This is a genomic window from Pseudomonas sp. NCHU5216 (assembly GCF_052156495.1).
GTDB lineage: Bacteria > Pseudomonadota > Gammaproteobacteria > Pseudomonadales > Pseudomonadaceae > Aquipseudomonas.
The window spans coordinates 119,244-135,321 of the sequence record NZ_JBQLIX010000007.1 but is presented as its reverse complement, the minus strand read 5'-3'; the positions used below and the strand labels follow the sequence as shown (position 1 = coordinate 135,321).

Here is a 16,078-nt window from a genome sequence, read left to right as displayed (position 1 = left end):
GTGAACCAGTGCATGCTATCGCCCCGCCAGTATTGAACCTGTCACCCGAGCCGGGCACCCTCTTGCCCAGCTCGCCATTCAAGGAAGGAACTCGCCATGCTGGATGCCAACCAGGCGCATATCACCCTGACCATTCCCGCCGTCGACAGCGACCTGCAAGTGCTGTCCTTCATTGGCCGGGAGATGCTCAACAAGCCCTACCGCTTCGAGATCGACCTGGTCAGCCCGCGTGCCGACCTCGACCTCCATGCCCTGATCAACCAGCCCGCGTACCTGGCCTTCGGCCCCAGTGGCAAGGGTGTGCACGGCATCATCTATGGCGTCGAGCAGGGCGACTCCGGCAAGCGCCTGACCCGCTACCACATCGACCTGCGCCCGACCCTGGCCTACCTCGGCCACAGCTTCGACCAGCGCATCTTCCAGCACATGACCGCGCCGCAGATCATCGCCGCCGTGCTCGAAGAACACGGCCTGCTCGAAGGCACCGACTACCGCATGCAGTTCGGCCCCTACGTCTACCCCGAACGCATCTACTGCACCCAGTACGACGAAAACGACCTGTATTTCATCCAGCGTTTGTGTGAAGAAGAGGGCATCAGCTTCCATTTCCAGCACAGCGAAGGCGGCCACGTCCTGGTGTTCGGCGACGACGCCACCGTCTTCCCCCGGCTCGACCCGCTCAACTACCAGCAGGACAGCGGCCTGGCCGCCAGCCACGAAGTGGTGCGCGCCTTCGGCGTGCGCCTGGAAACTCGCACCACCCAGGTCACCTGGCGTGACTACGACTTCGAGCAGCCCAAGCTGCAGATGGAGGCTGGCTACAGCAGCGAATTCTTCCCCGCCCTGGAAATGTACGACTACCCCGGCCGCTTCACCGACCGTACTCGCGGCAAGCACCTGGCCAAGCGTAGCCTGGAACGCCTGCGCAGCGACTACGAGCTGGCCGAAGGCAAGAGCGACGCCTACCTGTGCTGCGGCCACTTCCTCGCCCTGAGCGGCCACCCGCGCCAGCCGTGGAACGACCTCTGGCTGCTCACCGAAGTAATCCACGAAGGCAAGCAACCACAGGTGCTGGAAGAGTCGGTCACCAGCAACACCCAGCCGGGCGACGGCTTCCAGCAGGGCTACCGCAACCGCTTCACCGCCACCCCCTGGGACATACCCTTCCGCCCCGGCTTGGAACACCCCAAACCCAAGGTACTGGGCAGCCAGACTGCCGTGGTCACTGGCCCTGCCGGCGAAGAGATTCATTGCGACCAATATGGCCGGGTGAAGGTGCAGTTCTTCTGGGATCGCGACGGCCAGGGCAACGACAAGACCAGTTGCTGGTTGCGCGTGGCCTCCAACTGGGCGGGCAAGGCCTACGGCGGCGTGGCCATCCCGCGCGTCGGCATGGAAGTGCTGGTCACCTTCCTCGAAGGCGACCCCGACCAACCGCTGGTCACCGGCTGCCTGTACCACGCCGAACACGTCGTCCCATACGACCTGCCTGCGAACAAGACCAGAAGCGTATTCAAGACCCTGAGCAGCCCCGGCGGTGGCGGCTACAACGAATTTCGCATCGAAGACCGCAAGGGCGCTGAGCAGATCTACATTCACGCCCAGCGTGACTGGGACGAAAACATCGAACACGACCAGAAGATCCGCGTCGGCAACGAGCGCCACGACACGGTCGAGGCCAACACCTACACCGAGCTGAAAGCTGAAGAACACCGCACCACCGACCTCGACCGCAAGGTGGAAGTGCGCGCCAACGACCACCTCACCGTCGCTACTACCCAGCACAACAAGATCGGCAGCGGCCTGTTCATCGAAGCCGGTGGAGAACTGCATTATTTTGCCGGTGACAAGGTGACCATCGACGCCGGTATGGAATTGACCGCAGCCGGCGGCGGCAGCTTCGTCAAACTCGACCCCAGTGGCGTAACCATCAGCGGCGCGACCATCAAGATGAACACGGGCGGGGCGCCGGGCAGTGGTTCGGGTTTGAAGATACTGGGGCCGGTGATTCCGTGGGCGGCGGATCAGGACAAGGCCGGCCAGGTCTTGCTGCCTCGTGCGCCTGAAACCTTGCTCAAGCAGAAGATGGTGTTTCTTGAGGCCAGAAGCGGCATCTGCGAGGTCTGCGAGGCAGCGCAGAAAGCCAAGGACGGTCACCCATGAGAAGCGGGGCGTTGTTACTCGAAGGGGCTCATCATGAGCAACCGCTACGGTGGTTGTATCAGCAATACCCTGATCACGCGCCGAGATTACTGTTGCGTCATACACCTTACGAAGATATTGCAGACTTTGGCCCCGTTCTCGTTCAGGCCGACGAAGGCAGCCCGCTTTACAACGCCTGGTGGCAGGGGCAAGCGGATCTTCTTTCTGCCGTTTGGCTGGAGTCGAGCATGCCAGCGGAGCGCTTGTTCAAGGTGTTGCAGAGGCGTTTACGCATTCATGCGCCCGATGGTCGTGAGTTCTGGCTGCGACTCGGCGATGCCTTGCCGTTGCGCCAAGCTTGGCTTGCAGGAGCCAAGTGGCCGGCTGGCTTCTGGCATGGTGTCAGCGCCGTCTGGCTACAGCATGATGGAGCGCCCATTCTTGCCTGGTCTAACGAGACGCCAGATGCGGACTGTGCGCCTGCTGACAGCGGGCTGGCGGCTCAGGTCACCCTCGATTGGCCGCTGCTGCAAGCCCTCACTCTCAATACGGATAGCGACAAGGAGGCCCAGGGATGAACCAGGCCGTTACCGCCCCTAGTAATTTCCAGCCGACAGCTTGCCCGCTGCTGACGGCTGTTTTGCCGTTGCGTTATGCCATCGGGCCGCGTGACGTTATTTCAGCCAGCGATTACGACATCCCTGAGCTTGAAGGGAATTTCCCGAGCCTGACCGACCCGCTGGCCCCTCAAAATTTCCACCCGCTCGGCTATACGCCGCGTGTTCTGCGTGACGGTTGGCTGTACCTGTGGAGCAATAACCGCCTTGCCGAGTTTCGAGTAGAGCGCGCTTCGCTCACCGAAACGGAGCGCGGCGGAGCTGTAGTCGACAAGCGCAGCAAGCCTTATCTGATTCTTCAAGCAGGAAGCACTGCCATGCTCGCATGGTCTCCCGCGCAATGGAGTGATCGACACTTCGCGTCGGCCAAATCCCGGGATGACGTGCGCCAACGGGTCATGCGCAGTTTCACGCCGGGTGCGGCTCCTTTCTCCGGTCAGGCCGAAAAGATCCACGAGCAGATCGGCGAATACATGTTCCCGGAAGGCTTCAAGTGGAGTTGCGAGCCTGATACCCGTCATCGCCCGGACTGGCCACGAACGCTCGATGCCATGGAGCGTTGCGAGCAACAGAGCTATGCCGTCATCGATGATCCCTGGGGCGTGCTGTTGGATCTGGCCGGGCTGCTGCGTGCCCGCAAAGCCAGCTTCGCGCAGCGCCAGCTCGAGCGTGGTGATGACTGGGCCATTGCAGGCGTCATTCGTGCACTCAGCGATGGTGATGGCGCTCTCAAGCAGCAGCTACCGAGTGCCACGCATTTCAGCGAACTGCAACGCGTCTGGCAGGAGCAGGAAACAGAAGAGAAAGCACACCTCGCCGATGTGCGTCGGCTGGCTGAGTTTTGGGCTGACTGGATGGGGACGCTCGACCAGCGCACCCCTGGCAGTGTCGATACGGCCTGTGGCCACTTCGACATCGTGCAGCCAGAAATGCGCGACGCCTTGGAAACCCATTTCGCCCTTGCTGCCTTGGATGCGGCCTCTACAGGGCCGGGAGCCAAGGCGATAGTCGAAGCTCTGGATCCTGAAAACAGCACGACAGACAAACATTGGCTGGCCTGGGCAGTGCTCGGCGTAGCTCGCCAGATGACCGGCAACGAAATCAAGGGGCTGTTGCAGTCGGTCGATGTGCTCAAGCAAGAGCAACTGCTAAAGGAGGCCGGTCTGTTGCTGCAGTACGGCAAGGAGACCGTACGCGCGATGGCGTTTACCGGCGCCATCAACCTGGGGGCCGATAGCCTGGATGCGTTGAGGCCGGCAAAAGCCAGCGATGTCCTGTTCGCAGCGGTGGCCCCCATCGCTGCCGGGCAAATGGGTAATCTGCAGCAGCAGATAACGGCAGCCACCAAGGTGTTGTGGATGTCGATTCTGTCCCGTAGTGCCCAGCGCCTGCAGGTGATGCAGCTTACGCCACGCCAGCATCTGGAACGGCTCAGCGAACTGATGGGTACCAGCCATAACAAGAGCCAACGCCGGCGTGCCAAGGCCGACCTGGAAGCACTCAAGAAACGCGAAGCGCGTGCTGCTGCCCAGGCCGCCAAACAACCTGCTCGGCCTGTGCCGGGGGCGTTGGCCAATGGCGTCCGCGAGGCCATCCCCTATCTGGAACTGGTGCCCAAACCCGCACCGCCACATCCGCAGCCTGGTTATGGGAGTGACGTACCGCACCCGACGGCGGCCAAGGCACCGCCAGCACCCGCGCTGCCACCAGACCTGCCGCCGCTCAGGCATCTGCCGGAAGGCACCAGACTGCCAAGCCTGGATGAGCTCTTCGAGAAAGCTCCATTGAAGTCGGCGATTGCCTTGCTCTGTGCCTGGAATCTGGGGCAGAGCATTTTCGGAGAGGGAGGCCTTAAACAGAATCAATCTGGGAAAAACTGGGTTTCTACGTTCGGTGCCTCATTTGCTGGCTGGGCGGCATACGCTGCAGTTAGGCATCATTTGGCGGATGCGGACTGGTCCGTTCATGCCAAAGGTGCGGGGAAGCACAATAAACAAGCGCAGGCACTTCTTTATGAAGCCTTGGGGCGTGGTGCCATGGCCTGGATTGCTCAGTCGGCCGCCTCGGCTGTCGATGTTCTCTACTTCGGCTTGGAAGCCATTGACGCGCTCAAAGCTGGAGACCTGGATAGCGCTGGTGTCTATACCGGGCTGAGTGCATCGAGCCTGGCCATGATGCGGGTGTCATGGCAGGCCATACAGACCTTCCGCGTCGCGCAAGGCCTGGCCTTTGCGGGAGATGCCGCTGTTTTGTCGCGAGGTGTGGCTGTATTGCCGTTGCCGTTGGCTGCCCAGGCCACAGCTTTGACCCTGCTGATCGTTGCCGGACTGGTCACGTTGCTCTCCACCAAGGACTCGCCAGCGGAAAAATGGGTCAAGCACACCCGCTTCGGCACCCGCCCCGCCGAGTGGTCGAGGACTCATGCGGAATCGATGATCGCCTTCTACCAGATGGTAATGCCCGTCAGCATGGAGCTGCAGCGGTGGAGTGAGCAGAACCCCTATGGTGGTTTTGCCAACGAAATTCGCCTGGTGCTACTGGTGCCGCTGTTCCAGCAGACCGACTATGAACAAGGCATGGTGATTTTCGACGGCATGGAGGAGTGGTCGCTCAGCCGTGGCATGCTCGATTTCAGCGATAACCGCAGTTGCGTGCCGCTGGTCTGGGGTGAAGAAGACCCCATCCCGCTATACAAGGAAACCGGCAGCCGTGTCGAACCTCAACCCCCAGGTTATGTGCGCTTGAGCCGCGCCTACCACGAGCTAGAGGGCCAGCAGCTCAAGCGCATCAGCGGCACCCTGATCTTTCAACCCATCGAGGGGCTGTATATGCCGCCCCTGGATATCGACCTGAGCTGATGCCATGAGTTGGGAGAAGTTACTAAGCGCCCTGGGCGACAGATTGTCTGGGAATGTGCCTTATATCGCCATGAAGGCTGATGAGCCTACTGGCCAGCAGCCAATGAACTTGGGCGATGTCGAAGAACACACCGAGCATTATTTGACCTTGCAGGCAGGGGAGCGAAAAACGCGCGGAATGCTGGCGGGAATATTGGGGGGAGTAGGAGGGGGGGTGGCATTATTATTGGCAGCAATGTTTGCAGTTGATAAAAACTGGAGCGCTGCTTCTACTGGGTTATTTTTTGGCATCGCATTCTTGATCATTCCTTTTTTGTGGGAGGCCTTTCGCTCATTACCTTTGCCGATCTTGTTCAATCGCCGCACTCGTGAAGTGTATTTCGAACAGGAAGGCGTGCTCTATCACTGCCCTTGGGATGATATCGCCGCCGTGGCCTATCAATTTCAATTGGTCGGCCCCTATACCGGTGCCATGCGCAGCGCGGCGCTGGAGATATTGATGCATCAATTCAAACGACCGGAACGCCAGGTGCTGGTCAGTCTTGGGTTGCCCATGGGCAAGGATCTGGAGCTGCAAGCAGCCTTCTGGGAATATCTGCGGGCCTATATGAACAATGGCCCCTGGTTCGATGAGCATGGCAATCATAGTGAGTCCGACGCCTTTGTTAAAGATCAGTTATCCATTAAGTTTGAGTTAAGCAAGACATTTGGAAAGCATTGGCGAGACTTGAAGAAACGCCACCAAGAATCGAATGGGCGTAACTATCTACAATTATCGGATGTGCTTTTGCTGATTGGCGGTGTACTTGATTACCCTGTCGGATTGATTGGAGAGTACACCTACAAAGTCGCCAAGCGCCGTAGCCAGAATAATTGGCCGCAAGTAGTGCGTGAGCGGCTCGATCCAAACGGACCGACCGAGCGCCTGATCGATGTGGAGCGCAATAGCGGGGCGCTGGAGCTATGAGCATCCCGCCCATCAAGGGTATTGGAGCCACTGTTCCAGCAGACCGGCTATGAGCAAGGCATGGTGATCTTCGATGGTATGGAGGAGTTCTCGCTAGGTGCAACGGCATCAACTGTTTCGCCGGATCGCGGAATTTTTTTCTCAGTCACACGACTCATCGGTATCTTGCGGGAGCTCCCTCATCTCGCAGGCGAGAGATAAAGCTACTTTCGCAAAGCTCTCCAACCGATCAGCTCGATCTAGCATGCCCTGTCTATTTACCTCTTTTTGGTTTTTCAGCAGGCCTTCAATGATAAATCTTGAGAGTCGCAATTCTACGGTTGCTTCCATGCCGCCCTTGACGGCCACCTCTAGCCATGGGCTGACCACGTTGACTGAGCGTTCTGCGGCAACACTGAGTGCGTAACGGATTAGTTCCCTGGCTGTCTGATCAATCCCGATCGCAAACTCGAAGAGTTTCTTCTCGTCCTCCGTAGCACCCTCAAGCTCATCGCTGCTAGGGGGACGAGCGAAATACCTAAGCTCATCAGCCTCATTCACACCTAAGGAATTGAGTGTATGCAGCAGTGGGTCTAGATCCCTCAGAGGTTGCACGTACGGGGGCAACATGTACCTGTGCGTCCAGAGTTTCAGGATGGCATCCATACACTCCGCCAACGCTGAATCTCGCACAGTTTCGGACGCATCCTCAGCTGCGGAGATTTTCTCGGCTACTAGGTGTGCCATCCATTGTGCAGTGACATCGTCGCCGAGCATCATGCCGGCAACAATCCGCTTGCCGAGATCGATGACAGCCTTAGAGCGATCTAGTGATTCCATCTTGTCCGATCAAGTAGTAGCGGTTGTAGGGATAGTTGTAAAAATAGTAGTAATCGTCGCCGGTCTCGTCTTTCGGTGGCTTCCGGCGAACCTTGATGCAGACGATCAGAGATGTATTCGGGTGCCCATCCAACAGTGCACGAATGAACTTGGCGTCAGCGCTGAGCCGAGTGCCGGCCAGGACATCGCGCTCCTCGCCGTAACCCGTACTGCGCGACCACGATTCGCTTCTCGCCTTGCCACCATCTGGTAGCGTCCACGATCGCACGTCTGGATCCGTCATCGGATGCAGGGCATTGAGGATTTCCTGACAAGGCTGCGGGCCCGGGTTAGCCACCTTGCCCGCCCATGGGTCATATTCATCAAGGCCAAACGAGTCGCTTCCCGTCTTGACCCAGCCGAGCAGCCTCAACTCTAAATCATCAACCCCCTCCCGATGAACAATTCGATCCGCGTCTGGAAGAAAACTGTCTCCTGGGTTAGGGCTCGTCTGCATGGCGGCTAGAAGGGCCGCCGCATAGCAAGTCGGAACGAGTGCAGACCCCACCGACACCGTTTCACCTTTGTCCGTATCGGTGGTCGTCCAATGCCCACAGAGCGCCGTCATACCATCGTCCGTTGTCAGTTGGTCATCCAGGTACTGCCTATCGACTTGCCAACACCATGAGGCATCTGATCGATCTTTCTCCGACGCGGCGTTCTTCAGAATCTCGGGATCGCGTCGATCCGCAAGCCACCTGTCATCACTGCGAGTGAGCAGCTGTCCTCTCAACCAATCGTCGAATGGATCCTCTTCCTCGTCAGCGCGACGGCGCACCGGCTTGGTCTCCAAGAGCAGACCTGCTACGAACATCATGGCGTGATAGGACTGGTAAACGAGGCAGTCTTCCACCTCAGGCATCCTGCCGTGTGAGTGGCTTGTCTCTCTCCCCCGAAAGAGCCCGCGCTCGTAGCGTTGATCATCAACGCGATGGCGAGGCCTTAGCGACATACGGCCACGCAAGATAGCTCGTGCTCGCTGTTCGATCGCCTGCTGATTCAAACCGAAGACGCGGCCCAATGGTGCGAACCAGTAGGGGCCTATGTCTAAGCCAAAAAAGTACCTCTCGTCGTCCATAGCTTCGTCATCCGTGGCCTCGTCATCAACGATCTTGTACTCTCCGCGGCCGTAGACCTCTGTGGGCAACCCAGCACGGTTTGCGCTGTTCGCGATGGCGAGCAAATTCGCTGGCAGCGTATGGACTTCATTCAGGTGCCTCAATGCATCCGAGGCGAAGTGCCGGATGATGACGTGCTGCTCCCTTGCGGAAGACTCAAGAAACGCGAGAAAAGGAGCAACAGCACAAGGTACGTCCATGGCGCCCCGTGCTAAGGCAATACAAAGCCATTGGCGGGCGTGCCACTCATAAAAAACCAGGTCGCGGTCGACAAATGGCTGCGGGTCAGCTCTCGATGCGCGAGTGGCCAGTGCGGACAGCAAGGATTGCCAGTCGAGCTCAAGACAGTTGCGGACGCAGTGGGCGTGCTCCCAGCGTTCAGAAGTGGACGGGCGCGCCAGCCCCGCCCATAAGTAGCCAGCCAAAGCTTCCTCGCAAGAGGATGACGGTGCGAGCGAGTCACTCCAAGGACCATCACCGTCTTCGCTTTCGAGAATCTCTTCGAGCAGGTCAAAGCCAAAGTTCAAAACCTCATCGGCCTCGTCGCTGGTCAAGTGCCGCGCGAGCGGCTCCACCAGACGGAACAAGTCATTCGCACCAAGTGTGTCGAGCTGAGACAGGTACCCCTTGATCCGAGCTGAAGCGACGTCCTTCTCCGCGATGATGCCCTCTGCATAAAGACCGTCAAATGGGCCCTCATAGCCCCAGCCGCGTCGCCCCACGCGGCTGGGCTCATTTGCAGCCAGCAAGAGAGCCGCTTTTTTGAGTTCTCTGCGGACGGACAAGAGCCTCTTGCTCGGCTCGGAGAGGTGCCTGATGACGCCCATAAAACTGTAGACATTGAACTTGTCGTCCAACTGGATCGCACGAAGGTATCCGTCGATTTCCGAGAGTTTCGCGCGCCGAAAGCCTTGATCATAGAACTCTGTAACGTACGAACGACCGTCAATATTTTTGAGAGATTGTCGTGCTGCAAGAACAGCAGCGGCATCGCAGAGATCGATGCCGTTGAAGATGGCATCCCAGTCAGGCTCTTGCACCTCTTCGCGAAGCCCCGACCAGGGTTCGTGAGCAGCAGTCACCGACTTACCAGCGCTTTTGGCCACAGATGCTTGAAGCAGCCTCTCTAAATCTGGAAGCGACATCGCCACAGAGTCGGCTAGAGCCTTGATCTCGACCCAGGTAGGCGTTTTGTGGGACTGGATACGGAGGAATCGGTAGGCGATCCGCAGGATTGATCTTTTCCGATTGTTGTCGGACTCCACCTCAATGGCCGCTTTGATGTCGCTGACGCGCTTCCATCCCGTCCCAGTACCGCATAGGGCAATAGCAGCCCTCTTGGGAAGGCACCCTTGGTCGATCAGACTGTAGATTGCAACGGGAAATAGCTCGCCAGCAAAGCCAAACTCTCTATCCCGCCAACGGCTCAGAATTGCGAGGCTGGATGAAGGACAAAGACCGACTAAGCCCTCGACCAAGCGATCCCAGTCCATGTACTTGTCCCGCGCCATATGCTCGTAGCTGAACTCGGCAATCCTTGCCAGACGATAGGCGGTTCGAGATTTTGCCCCACCCGAGCAATGTGCGGCGTCTGCCAATTCTAGGAACGTTGTCCATCGAGAGAGGTGCTCCTCTCCGATCTTGCTGGCGATGTCGATCGCCTTGTCGAAATAGGCTGCCGCTTCCGACTTGCTCACGCAAAAGATGGCGCGCGCTAGCATCTGAAGATCGTCAACCTGTATCTCCGCATCGCTGCGCGACGCAGTGATTTGATCGAACGCCTTAGAGCTAAGTTGCAGTGAGAGGTCGCCCATCCCTGCTGTTCGTGCGGCGATGTGGCACATCCTCGTGAGAGTGCTCGAGTAGATACGGTCGTTATTGTCGACCCACTTCAGCAGCACGTCGATCTGTGCTGGCTGAATGGGATCCAGATCGCGAAGAATTTGCACCCACTCGACAGCAGCAACTTTCGCCAAATTGAAGTACTGCTGATAGTCGCGTGACGAAGCAGATTTAGTCTGTCCCAACGCGAGCTCAATTTCGCGATCAAGGTTAGGAGGCTGGCGATTACAGGCGATCTCAGCGGCCAACGTAAACCAGGGCAGGACGCCCCCTGTTACGTGCTGTAGCTGGGACATTTGTTCGTCCCTAACAGAGGCCCCTTTTGCCTCAAACTTCGTACGAACATCCTTTGGCGTCAGATCAACCAACTCAAGTCGTTTTCCACGCAGAGCGGCTTCCAAAGCATAGGCCCGAATTAAATCTGCTCGCTCATCATCGAAGTCATGGAACTGGTGAGGCGGATCTTCTGGCAAATACCGGCGCAACATCTCCGCCCAAGTCGCATCGTCGCGCGGAAGGCACCGGAGCGCCAGCGTGATTGCAGACCGGACTCCTTCCAGTACGCTGCTCCCAGACCTCCATGAAAGATGTTCCTCAGGTAATTTGACCTTAGGATCAACCAAGATGCCCATCAGATAGCGCAGCGGCTCCGCCGGCAACAGATGCGCAACCCGGACCGCTTCGGTTGCTAGGCCCAGCAGCATCCAGGCATCTCCCTCGGCGTGCTTGGCGAGTTCATCCATTCGCTTGAAGTCGCCAACGTCCGCAAGCCGAGCGGCCACGCACTTCGTGGCTCTCAGTACGGTGGATTTGGGATTCCATGCTTTCAGGAATTGCGCGGCCTCAGCAGAGCCCCGTAATCTTATGACTCCGATAGCAAGCTCGGCGATATCGGCGTCGTCGATCTTGTCCTTCTTGCGGCGCTTGGGTGGCAGCTTGCTCCAAGCGATCAATGATTCCCAGGCCATGCGCAACCTACTTCTCGCCTCAGGAATATGGTCATCGTTTCCGGCAAGCAGCACCGCCTCGTACGCGTGATGCGAGCCAAGGAATCCACCGCCGAACGTGCGCCTGGAGACCATTTCTTCGATGCGATCTGGCGCAAGCAGAACGCTGGCAATGTCAGTGTTCTGCTGGATGAGCGTGTTCTGGCGAGCCTCGCCAGCTACCTCGCCGCCGACCTTCAGAGCGAGCTTAGCGGCGGCAACATGCCGCCCCTGCTGCAGGCACGCTCTGAGCGCGAACATCAGTCGTTGCAGCTCGACGTCTCGTCGCTCCAGAGGGTTGAGCTCTGGCAAGCTCTCATTCGAGAGCGCCAGCGCAATCAGCTCGTCCATCCGGCCGGCAGACAGTAGCAACTGCGGCAGCGCCGCCGCCACATATGAACTGGTCGCCGCAAGCGGCTTCAGTTTTGCAAGAAACGCATCAAGCGAAGCCGCATCGGGCTTGAATGTCTCGTTGAACCAGGTCTCTGCTGGTTCATCCATGAAGTGCAGACCTGAGTCCTTCACAAAGAGCGGTCGCCCAAACTCAGTAGCAAACGTACGGACGGCGCTCTCAGGAACGCCGGCGATCTGCGCCAAGATGGAAATGGGCACCAAGGGCCGAAGCACTGCGAGGCCCTTGCAGATGAGGTCTATCTGATTCGTTTCCGTGGGGCCCCACTCGGCTTTCAGCCTATCGATGGCTTTGGTCAGCAAGCCTCCGATCGCGAGTTGAACCGTCGTCGGTGTTGGCCCCAGAGCCCTCAGCATGTTGCCGATGGGTGGGGTTCCCTCCATCGCCAGCGCTTGAACGCGCGGGTTATCGCTACTTAGAAAAGCGAATTCCGCTGCCTCCGCATCCGTTGCCTCAGGATAGCTCAGCCGTAGGTGTGTGGCAGTCTCAGCTTTGGAGAACGGCTCTAGCTTGATCACTATGGCGTCCAGCGGAGCTCCCAGGTAGCTCCGGCGGTGTGATCGGCATGTGAATGCCAACCGCACCCCGTCGGGCATGTCTGTGTTGATCAAGTCATGGACAAAGGCACGCTCACTGATCTCATGTGCCGCCATATACGCGTTGTCAGCCGCGTCGACGATGACGCAAAGGCTCGCCTGAGGCGTGCGGGCTCTAAGAAGATCAATGGCCTGCTTGAGACGAGACACAAAAGCCCGCATGAACTGCTTGGGGTCCGTGCCGCTGGACGGAATCAACGGCAGGCAAAGCTGCTGCCCTGAGAGCTCGTTCGCGATCTGAACGAGGGCATCGCGGTACCGATGACGATACTTCAAGGATTGGCGATAAGTCCCGTCACCGAAGCAGTCGTACAGAACTGCCACCGATCCAGCAGGCATGGCACGGGCCAGGTGAGCAGAAAGAGTCGACTTGCCTACGCCACCGTCTGCATGGATGACCACCGGGCGTTGTGCGGTGAGCAACGTCGCCAGGATGCCTGCCTGCTGCGCTCGTGGAAGCACCTGCTTCGGTTCCGAGATCAACGAGGGCGCCGGCAGTAAGTCGATTTCGGACACCCGCAGTGCGCGGAGTACGTCGTAGAGCCGGACGGAACGGTTCTTCGCTCCCTCATCGGTTGCCCGGCGGGTGACCAGTTCCTTCAGTTGGAGTGCAGCCTCGGTGTCCGGCTCGGACAAGTATGCGCTCAGATCCTGACTCAGGAGGTTGCGCTGTTCCCATAGATCCGGCTCACCAGCTTCAACCGAGAAGGCGGCGAAGAAGCTCTGTACGTTGTTGCTAGCTGAAGCCGCGTACCGTTTCAGCAATTCGTCAATTTCGCGGTGCCGCGGCGCGGTTGACCCCACAGCGAGATCGGCCAACGCTTCAAGAACAGCTCCGTCCATAGGCCTGTTGGTCAGAAAGACGAACCGAACCTTATTAGCCAGGACGTCCAGGCCAAGCGATGACTCCAGCTCCTTGAAACGCCCAGCGAAGCCTTCGATGGTTCCTTTGAGGCCGCTTGCCCTCCAGGGGGTGTGCGCTTGCCTGGACGAGTGTTTGAGTTGCACATAGCGGATGGACGTTGCTGCTGTAACTTCCTCGCTCCCGTAGTACAAACCGACGTCAATGACCTCGTCGCCGACGCTCGTAGATGTATCCCCCTCGTCCAGTGACGCTCCTTCGATCGCCACCGCCACTAGACCATCTTCGCCGGTAAGCAGCCCGAGGCACTGCCGGGCAGCCCATTGATAGTGGAACTGATCACCGCTCCTGGAGGGCCCTACAGAACCTTGCTTTGCCATATTTATCTGCACTCCCTGCATCCGCAGCTGACGGAGTTTACAGGCCCAAGGTGTCCTTGAGGATCTATCGCCGGCCAGTTTCTAACTTCAAACGTTGTGGGGCCATTTTTCGGGCGTTGAGTTTGACAGGATGAAAGAACGCACCCACTACATAGCAAACGTTGCCCCCCACTCGAACTACTGAAATTGGCAATAGCAACTGATGGCGACCGGCTGCTACCGGCCAATATATGGGCACTAGATACACCTGATTCCAAACTCTCACGCTTGCAGTGAGAAGAACTCGCGCCTACGTGGACAATGGCCCAAGGTTCGATGAGCAAGGGCGCCATAGCGACTCGCCTGTCTACAGAAGCTTTCAGGAAGTCCGTAATAGCAAAGGGAAGTCGGTGCGCCTGTACTGGGAGCTGATCAAGGAGGAATTCAAAGCCAACATGCACCGCAACCTTCTCAGCTATGCCGACTCAATGCTGCTGTTCGGCAGCATGATGCTACTGCCCGTGCGTATTCTGCAGAACCTCACCTACACCACAGCCAAACGCCGCTCATGCAGCCAATGGCCGCAGGATTATTCGGGAACGCTTGCGTTCCGATGGCTGGTGGATCCGAAGTAAAGCCAGGCATGGAGATTAAGGCATGTTCTGCTTCGACGGTTACGTTGCCGACCAACTGAGCCCCGCCGTCCGCCTCTGCCCGGAGGCGGACAAACTTCTCCTGAGCTGGCTGCACGAATGTTCGCCAGCTCGGGATATCCCCATGCGCTCTTGCTCGAACCTGGTTATCCCCAGATAGCCCACAGATACATGCACAGAATCTGAGGATAACCTGCTTGGCGCTCGCCCCGCTGTGCCGTGGAGGCATCCTTCCGTCTGCTTCGCACACGCCCTTGTGCACCTGTTCATTAATACGCCAACCGCCTCAAACCCGCTAATCACCTGGCCTGACGGCTGCCTTCAAGAGCTTATCCACAAGAAGACCCACAGCTTTCGGGGAAAACTCGGCGACCCTCGCGCAATCGCCGAATAAAATGTCAAGCCCTTGTGAACAAAGGATTTTATGCCCTGATCAAAGATTGTTCAGTCTTTGCCAGGAAGCATGATTTCGGCGCTTCATGAAGGAACCACCAGCTTATCCACAGGCTTGCCCACAGCTACCGGGGAAAACTTTTGGTTATTCGGATTTTGAGGGGGGAATGCTTGGTTTGATGCCGGACTGGCAAGTTTGTGTGTTGGTTTCGGTTGTTTTCGGTGTTCAGGGTGCTTATCGGCGTTCTGCTGATGTTTCCCGTTTCGCCCTCCCGGGCGGGCTCTGCACGCGCCTGAGCCCGAGGTAACCCAGAATTAGCGCAGAGTGTTTGAGAGGGCAGCCGTAGGGCGGACTCAGGAGCCTAAGCGAACAGTCCGCCGGGCCATGCCTCGCTCCGCATCACGGCTCACGCCCATTACTCCTCAACGGCGTACTGCTCCGCGAGTACGCCCACGCGAATGAAAGTATTGGTTTGACCTCCCCGTCCCTCGAAGAAGCCAATTTTCTGGATGCCCCTATGACCCTGATCGAAACAATCTAAGGGCAACCCAACGGCATCCCGGCTAGCCTTCTGACTACCGCCAGATAAGGAAGCCTTGCCATGTCCCTCGACGATCTACGCCAACTGCTCGCCAGCTATGCCTGCGCCGCCTGTGGCATCGATACCCGTCATTGACCCTTGGTGACAACGCGGCGACTCGCTAACCTTGGCGTTTTTTCGTCGAGGAGTCGCGGCATGTCCCTGCGCAGTATCTGTGTTTTCTGTGGCGCCAGCCCTGGTGCCAGCCCCGTCTATCGCGAAGCCGCCGAAGCGCTCGGCCAGCACCTGGCCGAGCGCGGCCTGCGCCTGATCTATGGCGGTGGCGCCGTCGGTCTGATGGGAGTGGTGGCCGATGCGGCGCTGAACGCCGGCGGCGAGGTCATCGGCATCATTCCGCAAAGCCTGGAGCGCGCCGAGATCGGTCATCGCGGCCTGACTCATCTGGAAGTGGTGGACGGCATGCACGCGCGCAAGGCGCGCATGGCCGAACTGGCCGACGCCTTCATCGCCCTGCCCGGTGGCCTAGGCACCCTCGAGGAGCTGTTCGAGGTGTGGACCTGGGGCCAGCTCGGCTATCACGCCAAGCCGCTCGGGCTGCTGGAGGTGAACGGCTTCTACGCCAAGCTTGGCGACTTCCTCGACCACCTGGTGAGCGAGCGTTTCGTCCGCGCGCAGCACCGCGAGATGCTGCAGATGGCCGACTCGCCACAAAGCCTGATCGACGCCCTTGCGGCCTGGCAGCCGACCGTGGCGCCCAAGTGGGTGGACAGAACGCCGGCCTGAACCCAGCGCGTGAACCACTGCCGGCTTTCGACGCACGGCGCGGCACTGCCGTGGCCGAGGATGCTAGGCTCTGCCTCTTTCTTCAACATG

Annotated in this window: 8 protein-coding genes; 6 read left to right on the top strand and 2 right to left on the bottom strand. The window is 58.7% G+C overall.

Features of this window, described 5'->3' with window-relative positions:
* Positions 1-96: 96 nt before the first annotated feature.
* Genes ACSVIK_RS08040 through ACSVIK_RS08025 form a run of 4 tightly spaced genes read left to right on the top strand, consistent with a single transcriptional unit; the run spans position 97 to position 6,584 of the window.
* On the top strand, positions 97-2,163 hold the full coding sequence (locus ACSVIK_RS08040; RefSeq protein ID WP_442443822.1) for a type VI secretion system Vgr family protein: 2,067 nt from the start codon (positions 97-99) through the stop codon (positions 2,161-2,163).
* Positions 2,160-2,720, top strand: a complete 561-nt coding sequence (locus ACSVIK_RS08035; RefSeq protein ID WP_442443821.1) for a DUF4123 domain-containing protein — start codon at positions 2,160-2,162, stop codon at positions 2,718-2,720. Before ACSVIK_RS08040 ends, ACSVIK_RS08035 begins: the two co-directional genes overlap by 4 nt.
* Positions 2,717-5,617, top strand: coding sequence for a toxin VasX (locus tag ACSVIK_RS08030; RefSeq protein ID WP_442443820.1), 2,901 nt, complete (start codon positions 2,717-2,719; stop codon positions 5,615-5,617). The genes ACSVIK_RS08035 and ACSVIK_RS08030 overlap by 4 nt, the downstream gene beginning before the upstream one ends.
* A gap of 4 nt (positions 5,618-5,621) precedes the next feature.
* Positions 5,622-6,584: a hypothetical protein gene (locus tag ACSVIK_RS08025; protein ID WP_442443819.1), complete on the top strand. Its 963-nt coding sequence runs from the start codon at positions 5,622-5,624 to the stop codon at positions 6,582-6,584.
* Between the two features lie 141 nt (positions 6,585-6,725).
* Here ACSVIK_RS08025 and avs3b read toward each other — a convergent pair whose 3' ends face one another.
* Positions 6,726-7,403 carry an AVAST type 3 anti-phage proein Avs3b gene (avs3b, locus tag ACSVIK_RS08020; RefSeq protein WP_442443818.1) on the bottom strand — a complete coding sequence of 226 codons (678 nt, stop codon included), beginning with the start codon at positions 7,401-7,403 and terminating at the stop codon, positions 6,726-6,728.
* Entirely contained in the window at positions 7,381-13,638 is a 6,258-nt protein-coding gene (avs3a, locus tag ACSVIK_RS08015) for an AVAST type 3 anti-phage nuclease/ATPase Avs3a (protein ID WP_442443817.1), read from the bottom strand. Before avs3a ends, avs3b begins: the two co-directional genes overlap by 23 nt.
* Before the next feature lie 389 nt (positions 13,639-14,027).
* Here avs3a and ACSVIK_RS08010 point away from each other — a divergent pair, with 389 nt between their 5' ends.
* Together ACSVIK_RS08010 and ACSVIK_RS08005 are read left to right on the top strand one after the other, a co-directional pair.
* Positions 14,028-14,252: a hypothetical protein gene (locus ACSVIK_RS08010; RefSeq protein WP_442443816.1), complete on the top strand. Its 225-nt coding sequence runs from the start codon at positions 14,028-14,030 to the stop codon at positions 14,250-14,252.
* 1,148 nt (positions 14,253-15,400) lie between these two features.
* Positions 15,401-15,988, top strand: coding sequence for a TIGR00730 family Rossman fold protein (locus ACSVIK_RS08005; RefSeq protein WP_442443815.1), 588 nt, complete (start codon positions 15,401-15,403; stop codon positions 15,986-15,988).
* The last annotated feature ends 90 nt before the right edge of the window (positions 15,989-16,078 follow it).